The sequence below is a fragment of the Desulfobacula sp. genome (assembly GCF_030145145.1).
GTDB lineage: Bacteria > Desulfobacterota > Desulfobacteria > Desulfobacterales > Desulfobacteraceae > Desulfobacula.
On record NZ_JAQYWD010000031.1, the window covers coordinates 1 to 12,140 of the forward strand.

8 protein-coding genes are annotated in these 12,140 nt (G+C 46.7%); 6 read left to right on the plus strand and 2 right to left on the minus strand.

Features of this window, described 5'->3' with window-relative positions:
* Window positions 1-373: 373 nt before the first annotated feature.
* The 3 genes from Q1Q15_RS17210 to Q1Q15_RS17220 all read left to right on the plus strand — a co-directional run bounded on the left by Q1Q15_RS17210 (window position 374) and on the right by Q1Q15_RS17220 (window position 4,326).
* Window positions 374-1,084: a PEP-CTERM sorting domain-containing protein gene (locus Q1Q15_RS17210; RefSeq protein WP_300462674.1), complete on the plus strand. Its 711-nt coding sequence runs from the start codon at window positions 374-376 to the stop codon at window positions 1,082-1,084.
* Between the two features lie 453 nt (window positions 1,085-1,537).
* Window positions 1,538-3,067: a radical SAM protein gene (locus Q1Q15_RS17215; RefSeq protein WP_300462677.1), complete on the plus strand. Its 1,530-nt coding sequence runs from the start codon at window positions 1,538-1,540 to the stop codon at window positions 3,065-3,067.
* Window positions 3,064-4,326 (plus strand): CinA family nicotinamide mononucleotide deamidase-related protein, encoded by a 1,263-nt coding sequence (locus Q1Q15_RS17220; protein WP_300462679.1) that lies wholly within the window; start codon window positions 3,064-3,066, stop codon window positions 4,324-4,326. The genes Q1Q15_RS17215 and Q1Q15_RS17220 overlap by 4 nt, the downstream gene beginning before the upstream one ends.
* Here Q1Q15_RS17220 and Q1Q15_RS17225 read toward each other — a convergent pair.
* Window positions 4,285-5,046, minus strand: a complete 762-nt coding sequence (locus Q1Q15_RS17225) for an alpha/beta hydrolase (protein WP_300462682.1) — start codon at window positions 5,044-5,046, stop codon at window positions 4,285-4,287. The genes Q1Q15_RS17220 and Q1Q15_RS17225 overlap by 42 nt on opposite strands.
* A gap of 225 nt (window positions 5,047-5,271) precedes the next feature.
* Here Q1Q15_RS17225 and rlmD point away from each other — a divergent pair, with 225 nt between their 5' ends.
* Window positions 5,272-6,660 (plus strand): 23S rRNA (uracil(1939)-C(5))-methyltransferase RlmD, encoded by a 1,389-nt coding sequence (gene rlmD, locus Q1Q15_RS17230; protein WP_300462685.1) that lies wholly within the window; start codon window positions 5,272-5,274, stop codon window positions 6,658-6,660.
* A gap of 50 nt (window positions 6,661-6,710) precedes the next feature.
* Here rlmD and Q1Q15_RS17235 read toward each other — a convergent pair whose 3' ends face one another.
* Window positions 6,711-8,612 carry a GNAT family N-acetyltransferase gene (locus tag Q1Q15_RS17235; RefSeq protein WP_300462688.1) on the minus strand — a complete coding sequence of 634 codons (1,902 nt, stop codon included), beginning with the start codon at window positions 8,610-8,612 and terminating at the stop codon, window positions 6,711-6,713.
* A gap of 362 nt (window positions 8,613-8,974) precedes the next feature.
* Between Q1Q15_RS17235 and Q1Q15_RS17240 the strand changes: the two genes are divergently transcribed.
* Entirely contained in the window at window positions 8,975-11,407 is a 2,433-nt protein-coding gene (locus Q1Q15_RS17240; RefSeq protein WP_300462691.1) for a glycogen/starch/alpha-glucan phosphorylase, read from the plus strand.
* A 102-nt stretch (window positions 11,408-11,509) separates the two neighbouring features.
* Window positions 11,510-12,139 (plus strand): TetR/AcrR family transcriptional regulator, encoded by a 630-nt coding sequence (locus Q1Q15_RS17245; RefSeq protein WP_300462694.1) that lies wholly within the window; start codon window positions 11,510-11,512, stop codon window positions 12,137-12,139.
* Window position 12,140 lies beyond the last annotated feature (1 nt).

The following is a 12,140-nucleotide window of genomic DNA, read 5'->3' on the forward strand; positions in this document are numbered from 1 at the left end:
AAAAAATCCTTTCATTAGTATTTTTCATGATGATCATATATGTTGCGAGTTGCGCTGTCTATAGCTGATTCTGCTTTTAGAACTTTTTTTTTAAAATGGTCGGTTTATTAATGGCTTTGTGCCTTACTAAGAAATGTAAAGAAAATCCTTAGGAAAATTTTTACCTATATTATTACATTTTTTATATAAGGAAAAAAATATATAAAATTATCGTAAATGTTAATAGTTAAGACTCTTCATGGTTTTTTTTTTAGGTATGGTTTTTGCTTTGTTTATATTAACTAAATTTTTAAATTTTGATAAAGTTAAAACCAAAGGGTCTTATGGGAAGATAACTTGGTTGCTTTAGTCAAACTATAAAGAGGAGAAATAAATGAGAAATAAATTTGTTGTTGGTTTTTTAACAGGATTGTTAATGCTTAGCTCGATATGTATGGCGAGTGCGTCAACAATCTCAGTCGCAAATCATAGCTTCGAGAGTCCAGATATAAGCAATCTTGATAGCTATGTAGGTGTCCTACCAAATATCTGGGTTACATATTTAGATGATTGGTCCTCCGCAGTAGGAACTAGAGTTGGAACCTATCAGCCGGGTGTGACTGGGAAATACGATTCCATACCTGATGGAGATCAAGTCGCATTTACATGGGCTCCGTCTATTACCCAGATTCTAACCGACACTGTTGCGGCAGATACTTCATATACACTAAGTGCATACGTTGGCTGGAGAAGAGACACAATTACGCCTAATTTTTCAATTGAGCTTCTAGGTAATGGTACAAATGTGCTTGCCTCGACTACTGCAGCAAGTAGCTCAGCAACCATGGTTGAAGGTAAATTTACAGAAGTGTCTTTCACTTGGTCATCAACCTCGGGAACACTTAATCAAACTTTAGGAATTAGGCTTGATAATTTGAATACGTCGGATACATTAGGGCCAGTTGAGTTTGATCTGATCTCTTTAGAGGCAATTACAACTTCTAAAGGTCCTGGCCCTGGCGCAGCTGTTCCAGAACCAACTACTATGCTCCTTTTGGGTTTTGGTTTGTTAGGCCTTGCAGGGGTCGGCAGAAGAAAAAAATAGCCATACATTATTGTTGCATGCCTTTTAAAGGCAGGGTCAAAAACGATCCTGCCTTTTTTATTTTCAATTTCCAATTCCGGGGACATTTATGATAGTTTAGTCAAGGAAAAAAATAGAAATTTCTTCACTTTTGTAAAATAACTTCCAAGAAGTTTTAAAACCTCATTGCGTTATCTCATTATCTTCTTAATCTGCTTCATGGTGCCAAAAAGAATAGATCCTTTGACCAGTCATCTATTTGCAGTATCAGGATTCTTATACAAATTCCGCCAATTCGGGGACACAATTCCGCGGATACCAGACCGAATTATTGACAAAATCAAATTTCGAAATGAACGAAATTTAAATCAATCCCAGACATTCTTTTCCCATGAAAAATTATCAGGTGAGGAATTCGTTTAAATATGGTAAAAGCTAAAATTTAATCTTTGATTGAACGCTGGATGTTTGCCCATGTTGTTGATTTTTCCTCCTGTTGCCAAACCCTGTGAGCCGCCGGCCGGGGTGGCACTGTTGTCCGCTGCCCTAAAGGAGCAGGGACTTGCCTGTGAAGTGGTGGATGCCAATGTTGAAGGGCTCTTATACCTGATCCAGTCGGATATCATTCCCACGGATTCCTGGTCCAAACGGGCATTGAAGAACCGGGAACAGATCCTGTCGGACCTGAAAAATCCAGACCTGTATACGAATATGGACCGGTATCACCAGCGGGTGTATGACTTGAACAAGCTGTTGTCCATGAGTGTGGATACGAAGCGGTTCAAGATCAGCTTGAGCGATTATTCAGATGCCCGGCTGTCTTCCGTCAACAGCACAGATTTGCTGAAAAGTGCGTTACACTATCGAGAAAATCCCTTTTACCCGTTTTTTGAAGCCGGTTTGCGGCAAAAGGTCCTGGCTTCAGCGTCCCCCTTTATCGGGATTTCCCTTTGTTACCTGAATCAGGCCCTGGTGAGTTTTGCCCTGGCCGGATGGATCAGGGACAATTTTACGGATAAACGGCTTGTCCTGGGGGGCGGCCTCGTTTCTTCCTGGATGAGCCGGCCCGATTATAATGATCCCTTTAAAGATCTGATTGATTTGAGCATCCCGGGTGAGGGGGAGCAGCCCCTGCTGGAGCTTTTGGGTCGAAAAAACATTTCAAAACGGCATTACGTGCCGGATTATGATTTTGTCAAACCAGACCTGTACCTGGCCCCGGGGAAGATCCTGCCCTTCCGGGCATCCATTGGCTGCTATTGGAGCAAATGCAATTTCTGCCCGGAAAAGGCAGAAACCCGGGCCTATAGTTCCCAGCGGGCATCCAAGGTGGTGGCGGATTTAACCGCCATTGATGAACAATATGCACCGGACTTTGTCCACCTCATTGATAATGCGGTTACGCCGGCGTTTTTAAAGGCTTTATCCACCCATCAATTCGGATTTAAATGGTATGGATTTGTCCGTTTTGAACGGGAGTTCTTGGACCCGGCGTTTTGTCATGGCCTCAAACAATCGGGGTGTGACATGCTCAAGCTGGGGCTTGAATCCGGGGACCAGTCCGTGCTGGACCAGATGAACAAGGGTACGGATTTAAATTTCGTGTCCACCATATTAAAGAACCTACATCAGGCCGGGATCTTAACCTTTGTCTACCTGCTGTTTGGCACCGGGTATGAAGATGAAGCCGCTGCCTTCAGAACCCTTGACTATGTCAAGGCCCACCAGGATTACATTGATTATTTAAACCTGTCCGTGTTCAACCTTCCCAAATTCAGTGCAGATGCCGAGAACCTGGAGACCCAGGAGTTTTATCATGGGGATCTGTCCCTGTATTTGAATTTTACCCATCCGTTGGGGTGGGACAGACGGCGGGTCAAACATTTCATCGATAAAACCGTTAAAAAACAGATGCGGGTGGGATCGGCTGTTCGAAAAAATCCGGCGTTTTTTTCATCCAACCATGCCGCATTTTTTAAGCTTAAGGAGACCATTACATCATGATCGCACACATTCTTTCCACGGGTGATGAAGTCCTTTTGGGTGATATTGTGGATACCAATGCCGCTTTTTTGTGCGGTGCACTCAAAGAATTGGGCATCCGCGTTCAAAAAATATCGGCTGTGGGGGATGAGATAGATATGCTTGCCGCAACCATCAAGCAGATAGCCGTGCAGGCAGACCTCTGCCTGGTGACCGGGGGCCTGGGGCCCACCCGGGATGATATGACGGCCCTGGCCTGCAGCCAGGCAGCCGGGGACCGGCTTGAGATGAACCCGGCAGCCCTGGCTTCCATGCAGTCTTATTTTAAGAAACGCGGGTTTGAACTCACCCGGGACAATGAACGACAGGCCCTGCTACCGTCAACCGCCACCATGCTGATCAATCATAATGGCACGGCCCCGGGATTTTATATGCGCGTCCAGGACTGCCTGTTCGTGTTTATGCCCGGGGTGCCGTCGGAAATGCGAATCATGATGGACAGGGAGGTGAAATCGGTTTTGGCTGCTGAATTCAATCTCAATGATGACCTGTTGATGGAACGGCTCACCGTGTTCGGCCTGGGAGAATCCCGGGTGGGGTCCCTGTTAACCGGTTTTGAAACGAAATTCCCCGGCCTGGGCCTGGGCTTTAGGGCGGATTTTCCCGTGGTTGAAGTTAAAATCATGTTGCCCCATTTGCGCCAGGACAGGCAACAGGCTGAATCTGATATGGCCCGGGCAAAGCAATGGGCCATGGACCAGCTGGGAGATCGTGTGGTGTCTGACCGGGGATGGACCCTGGCCCAGGAGGTGGGGCATTTGCTGACCCGTCAGAAGAAAACCCTGGCCATTGCAGAGTCTTGCACCGGGGGGCTCATTGCCAACATGGTGACCGATGTGGCGGGCAGTTCTGATTATTTTTTGTTTTCAGGGGTCACCTATTCCAATGATGCCAAAATGGCTGTTTTAAAGGTAAACCACCAGACCCTCGTGGATTTCGGTGCCGTTCATGAACAGACCGCCCTTGAAATGGCCCGGGGGGCCAGACAGGTCGCCGGGGCCGATGTTGCCATTTCCACCACCGGGATTGCCGGACCGGGGGGCGGCACCGACGACAAACCCGTGGGTACGGTGTGCATCGGATTGGCCGGGGCTCAAACGGCCATGGCCAAAACCTATCGGTTTTCCTTTGAAGACCGGGAAAAGCATAAAAAAATGTTTGCCATGACGGCTTTGGAGCTATTGCGGCGGCACCTGGTTTCCCTGGTTAAAACAGTGTAAAAACCAGGCCATGGCCTCTTGTTCAAATTGGCGTTGATCGGTTGTGGACGTCATCTGGTGATCCCCGTTCGTGTGGATGATCAATCGTTTGGGCTCTTTTGCCCGGTGGTAAATATCCCGGGCATTGGAAACCGGTACGATGTTATCGGCATCTCCATGGAAAATAAGCACATTGGACAGGTGCTGGGCCTTGTCCAGGATATTAAAGAGAAGGTTTTTTTTAAAAAAACTCAGGGGCAGGCCGGGCCGGCTGTCAGTGGCATCGGTGGGAATGTTTTCAATGGTACGGCTTTTTACCGGTGCCGAGCAGAGTACGGCCCCGCAAACACGGACATCCATTTTTAAAAGGGTTTCCCAGGCATTGATACAGGTGGATCCGCCCATGCTGGAACCGAAAACAGCCAGGTCTTGGCGGGTTACTCCCAGATCCAGGATATGCTGGACAGCAGCAATAAAATCAATGGTTCTTTTTTCAAGGGAGGTGTCGGTGATAAATGTTCCCTGGCTGTCCCCGCACCCCCGGTGATCAAACCGGAAAAACGCAATCTTGTTTTTCACCAGCAGGTTGGCCAGAACCAGCTGCTTGGCAGAGTCTTTTGAGCCTTCCAGGCCATGGGAGCCCACCACCAGGGGCGGGTGTTTGATCTTTGGCAGGTGCAGGACCCCTTTGAGTAAAAATCCCTGGGACAAAAATTCAATATCATGGGCTGTTTTTTCCATACCTTGTCTTTATGTCATTTAATCATTATAATATCAAGTTTTGAAACAAAGGATCAGCAATTCTAAATATCTGGGTGGGGTCAGGCTTGCGTTATTGCACTTTTAGTCTTTTTAAGAAGTGATTTGTATAAAAAGCACAATAACACAAGCCTGACCCCATTATGCCAAAATGAGAATTGCTGACAACGGATAAACTTTAACATTATTAAAAAAGACAACACCCCTATGACCATAAAGAAACGAAAAGCGTATGAACTGGAAATCATTGACCTTGCCTTTGGGGGCAAGGGACTGGCAAAGCCTGATGGATTTTCAGTGTTTATCGACCGGTGTATCCCGGGCGATGTGGTATTGGCCAAAATCATAAAAAAGAAAAAATCTTGGGCCGAAGGAAAATTGATAAAACTGATCAAAGCATCCCCCTTGAGAAACGAGGGCAGGTGTCAATACTGCAATTTTTGCGGGGGATGCAAATGGCAGCAGATCGGATATGATCGCCAGCTTGAGTATAAAAAACGCCATGTCACCGAATCCCTGGACCATATTGGCGGGTTAAAAGACATACGGGTGAACGATGTGATCCCGTCGGATCATATTTATGAATACCGGAATAAAATGGAGTTTTCCTGTTCCTCAAAAAGATGGCTCATGCCGGAGGAGCTGGAAAATGAAGACGTTAAAAAGGATTTCGGCATTGGACTCCATGTGCCCGGGACCTTTGACCAGGTCATTGATATTCACCACTGTGACCTCATGCCGGAACTGGGCAATGAGATTTTGGCGGATGTCCGGGCATTTATCAAGGCCTCCGGTCTGCCGGCCTATCATTTGCGAACCCATGAGGGGTTCTGGCGGTTTTTAATGCTCCGCCATTCCGTGGCCCATGATACCTGGATGGTCAATGTCGTGACCCAGTCTCAACACATGGAGGTGGTTCAGCAGCTTGCCGCCGTGCTCACGGAAAAATATCCCCAGATCGCCTCGGTGATGAACAATATCACCGATGCCAAGTCCGGCGTTTCCCTGGGCAAACAGGAGATCTGTCTCTGGGGGGACGACCATATCAACGAACAGCTGGGCAAATTTGCGTTTAAAATATCCGCCAATTCCTTTTTCCAGACCAACACCAGGGCCTGTGAAAAATTGTATGCCAAAGTATCGGAATATGCGGCATTGACGGGCAGGGAAATGGTGATGGACCTGTATTCCGGAACCGGAACCATCCCCATCTGGCTGTCCGGCCAGGCCCGAATGATCTATGGCATCGAGATTGTGACCAGTGCCGTGAGGGATGCCCGGCTCAATGCCCGGCTCAATGGGATTGAAAACTGTGAATTCCTTGAAGGAGATATCAAGGATGTGCTGCCACGGCTAAACCAGCAACCCGATGTGTTGATCATTGATCCGCCCCGGGTGGGCATGCACAAGGACGTGGTACAGCAGGTGCTGGCCATGGGCCCGGAACGGATCGTGTATGTCTCGTGCAATCCGTCAACCCTTGCCCGGGATCTGGAACTGGTGTCCCGGGACTATGACATCAAGGAAATCCAACCCGTGGATATGTTTCCCCATACCTACCATATTGAATCGGTTGCCCTGCTGTTAAAAAAATAAACCCATTGTCATTGTACCGGCCCGGGAAACGGGCCGGTACGGTAATGCACTTACTCTGTCTGCTCTGTTGACCCGGTGTCAATGGGGTCTGAGAACAGGCAGTTCAGGATAATCATATCTTCGTCTTTTTCTGCTTTGATTTTATAGGGCAGTTTTTGAAATAAGCGTTTCATGCCCTTGTTTTCCGGGGAGGTATAGGCCACAAGTCCTTTGATGCCATTGTCCATGGCGGCCTTTGCCAGGATTTCCTGAAGGATCTGTGCGATGCCCATGCCCTGGTATTCAGCGGAGACGGAAAACGCAATCTCCGCCATATTAATGATGGAGTTTTTAAAGTATTCCCCCACGGCAATTATTTTTTCAAACCCCAGGTCGCCAATGGTGGCCACAATGGTCAGGTCATTGATATAATCAATTTCAAAGGTGGTCTCAATCTGATCCCGGACAAAACTCTTTTTTTCATGGAAAAACCGTGAGACAATATCCCCCCGGTTCATGGTATAATAGTGTTCCTGGATGCACCGTTCATCAATGGGTTTGGCCGGTCTGAACATGATGGGAATCCCCTTGATGGTGACGGTTTTTTCATATTTCAAGGGGTAGACCCCTTTGATGGCCTGCTTGAATTTTCTGCCGATATCAATCAAATCCAGTTCTTTGGCTTTTGAAAAGAGCTCATCCCTGAAATCCGGGTGGGCGATACTGATCAGGGCCATGGCCCTTTCCTGGAGGGTTTTGCCGAACAGGTTCACCACCCCGTACTCTGTGGCCACGTATTGAACATCCCCCCGGGGCACCACCACGGCAATATCGGATAGTGCGGGAATGATCCGGCTTTTTTTGCCATTATCCGATGTGGCGGTCATGATCAGGATGGATTTTCCTCCCTTTGACATGGCCGCCCCCCGGGTAAAGTCCAAGAGTCCGTTAATACCTGTATAATTGTTAAAGGGCAGGGCATCTGCAGCCACCTGGCCTGTCAGATCAATGGCCATGGCCGTGTTCAAGGTCACCATGGCATTGTGTCGGGCAATGACGGCCGGGTTATTAATATAATCTGACGGGTGAAATTCAATGGAAGGGTTGTCATCAATGAATTCATAGAGAAGGTTGGACCCCACTGCGCTGCCGGCCACCAGTTTCCCGTCATTAAATCCTTTTCGCTTGTTGGTAATCACCCCCATGGCAAACAGTTTCATCAGCCCGTCGGATAAATATTGGGAATGAACACCAATATCGTTTTTTTCCGATAAACACAGCATGGTGGCTTCATTGGTGACCCCCAGGCTGGTTTGAAGGGTGGACCCGTCTTCGATCAGGTGGGAAATATGTCTGGCAATGGTATTGGCGGTTTCAGATTCCGGAAGCGGCTGAATGGTCAACAGGTCTTCCTCGTGTTCCACAATATAATCCACATCATTGACATGGATAAAGCTGTTGCCCAAGACCCTGGGCATATTCGGATTGGTCTGACAGATCACAATATCTGCAGATTCACAGGCAGCAAGGGTGATATCCACGGACACCCCCAGGCTCATCCACCCGAAATCATCCGGGGGCGACGCCTGGATCAATGCGGCATTCAAGGGCATCATTCTTGATTTGAACAAATGGGGAATCTGGGACAGGTTGATGGGGGTTATAAATCTCTTGTTCCGATGGATTTTCTGGGAAGAGGCGGATCCCAGATAAAAAGACCGGATATTAAACTGCCGGGAATGGGACCGGTTGGCAATGAGTGTCAACGGCCCGCTTTCAATGCACAATAACCGGACAATTTCAAGGTCGGTAAACCGGGCACACGCCTCGGACAGTTCATTGACCAGGTGCTGGGGCTCTCCGCATGAAGATCCGATAAACACCCGCTGGCCGGGCAGTATGTGTTTTAATGCCTGTTTGGCACTGGTGAGTTTCTGGACATATCCATCCGCCCAATAACTTGTTTTTCGCATATGGTGTATCTCCGTTGTGTATTTAATGATGACCCGTATATTAACACGAAAACGGGTTTAAGATCCAGCAATTCTCATTATGACACACAACGGCAGCTGAAAACAGGGTCAGGCTTGCGTTATTGACACTTTGGCCGGCATGTTATCTCACTCAACTTTCGGAATTGGCCATTTTTTTAACCGTTTCGTTGCGGTTTAAGACCATTAAAAGTTTTGAATTTGATAAAAAAATGATATAACCCACGAATCAATAGAGAGGATTGAAACTATGGATTGAATCAATACATCTTTCGCAGCGGTTACACAAACATTCAGCACACCACTTATGCTTACGGATACAGCAATGGATAGGGGGAACCATCATGTCATATTTTGATTTTACAGGGTTTGAGGCGTCCATTTATCATCACATTAAATATGGACTGGGAAAAAAAATCGACGAGGTGTCAAAGTTTGATTTGATGAATGCGGTATCCATTGCCGTGGGCAAGTATTTGATGGATATCCGCTTTGAAACGAATCAGCGGTACCAGGAGAAGGATGCCAAACGACTCTATTATCTGTCCATGGAATTTTTGATCGGCAGACTGTTGTCCAATAACCTGCTGAACCTGGGGATTTATGACAAATGTGCGGTGTTTTTAAAAAAACTGGGATATGATCTGGAAGAACTCGTGGCCGAAGAACAGCATCCCGCATTGGGAAACGGGGGCCTTGGAAGACTTGCCGCCTGTTTCCTTGATTCCTTGGCCAGTTTGGACATGCCCGGATTCGGATACGGCATTAACTACGACTATGGCCTTTTTCAACAGGTGATTGTCAATGGGTATCAGAAAGAAAAACCCGATTACTGGCCCAATCAGTCCTCTCCCTGGTTGATCCGACGATCCGGTAATAAATGCATGGTTCCCATCTACGGTAAAATTGAAGATTCCAAGGACATGGACGGGGAATATAATCCCATGTGGACGGGCTGGAAACTGCTCATCGGCCGGGCCCATGATATTTTGATTACCGGATATGGGGGGCGTACGGTGAATCGCTTAAGGCTGTTTTCTGCCTGGGCATCAGAAAATTTTGATATGCAGATTTTTAATGAAGGGGATTATTTTAAAGCGGTTGAAGACAAGATAAAATCAGAATCCATTTCCAAGATTCTCTATCCGTCCGATTCAAAGGCCGTTGGAAAAGAATTAAGACTGGTCCAGGAATATTTTCTGGTGGCGTGTTCAGTGAGAGATATCATCCGGATTTATCAAAAAAACCATACCGGTTTTGATCAATTGCATGAAAAAGTCGCCATTCAGCTCAATGATACCCACCCGGCCCTGACGGTTGCAGAGCTGATGCGGGTCCTGATTGATGAAAACCAACTTGAATGGAAAAAGGCCTGGCAGATTACCACCCAGACCCTGGGGTATACAAACCATACCCTGTTGCCCGAGGCCCTTGAGACCTGGCCCCTGTCCATTGTTGAACGGGTGGTTCCAAGGCATTTGCAGATTATTTATGAAATCAACAAACGGTTTATTGAAACCGTTAAAGAAAAATTTGGTGATGCCAGTGCGGCCATGATATCCAAGATGTCCATTATCCAGGAAGGCAAAGAAAAACAGGTCAGGATGGCCAATCTTGCCATCATTGGCAGTCATTCTGTTAATGGGGTGGCAAAGGTTCACTCTGAACTGGTCAAAAACAAATTGGTGCCGGAATTCTACTCCCTTTATCCTGAAAAATTCAATAATAAAACCAATGGGGTGACGCCCCGGCGATGGATTGCAGCGTGTAACCCGAAATTGGCACGCCTTATCACTGAAGCCATTGGAAACAGGTGGATTTCAGATCTTGAACGGATCAGGGAGCTGGAAGATTTTGCAGAGGATCGGGTGTTTCTGGATCGATTTGTCCAAATCAAAAAAGACAACAAGCAGCGGCTTGCCCGCATCATTCAATCCACTGTCTATGAAACAGTGGATCCGGATTCAATTTTTGATATTCAGGCAAAAAGAATTCATGAATATAAACGGCAGCTGTTGAATATTTTAAACATCATCCACACCTATTTTTTAATCAAGGAAGATCATGTGGATATCGGACACCCAAGGACGTTTATTTTTGCAGGAAAAGCCGCGCCCGGTTACCATATGGCCAAACTGATCATCAAATTGATTCACGCCATTGCAGCGGTGGTGAACAAGGACCCGGATGTCAATCAATGGCTGAAAATTATTTTCCTGCCCAATTACCGGGTGTCCCTGGCTGAAAAAATAATCCCGGCTGCAGATGTCAGCGAGCAGATTTCCACCGCCGGCATGGAAGCCTCGGGAACGGGGAATATGAAATTTGCCATGAATGGGGCCGTCACCATTGGCACCCTTGATGGGGCCAATATTGAAATTGATGAACAGGTGGGGGAGGAAAATATCTATATCTTTGGCCTGACGGTCAGGGAAGTCGAACAGATCCGGCACCAGTATAACCCGAAGACATATCTTGAAAAAGACGGGCGCTTAAAGCGGGTAATGGAGGCCCTGCGCTCGGATCTGTTTTGTAAAAACAATCCGGGATTGTTTCATCCGCTGTATCGCTCGCTTGTTGAGCAGGGGGACCAGTATCTTCATTTTCCCGACTTTGGGGCCTATGTCGATACCCAGAAACGGATTGGCAATGATTTCAAGCAGGCCGGCTGGGCCATCAAGTCCCTTATGAATACAGCAAGAACAGGACTTTTTTCCAGCGACAGAACCATTAAAGAGTATGCCCGGGACATCTGGCATATCCACTCACACATTTGATTGGATTTTTTTCATCTTTCATCTTGAGATTTTTGATGGTTTCCTGTATTTATCCTTTCATTATTGGTTGATGAATCATATTCAAAAAATAATGAGGAAATTATGGGTATATATGAACGGAAACAAAGAGAAAAAGAGCAGCGAAAAATAGAAATTGTTAATGCAGCACGAAAAGTCTTTTCCCACAAGGGATTCAATACCGCCACAATGGAAGAAATTGCGTCAGAAGCTGAATTGAGTCCGGGGACCTTGTACTTGTATTTTAAAAACAAGGAAGAACTGCATACCTCTCTTTCCATTGAAATACTGAAACACATTGCCGATGAAATTCAAAAGGTGGTCAACCAGGACATTTCTTTGGAAGAAAAGATAGAACGATTTGGAGAAGTCTTTATTGCCGTATATGAATATGATTCAAGCATTCTCATTAATTTATTTCATCTTCAGTCAGGGGAAACCCTTCAAAACCTTTCAGATGAAGTGTTGCAGCAGATCAAGACCTATTCTGCCATGGCACACGGGGCCATGGTGGATGTGATAAGGGACGGTATCCAGCAGGGCGTTTTTATCCAGGAACACCCTGTGGCACTTGCCGATATCCTCTGGGCATCCTATGCCGGTATCGTCTTATGGGTCGACTCCAAACGGCTGCTAAACGATCAGAAAGATTTTGTTAAGCCGACGTTAAAAACCGCCTTCAAGATCATCAGCAAAGGGTTGAAGCAACAATAAA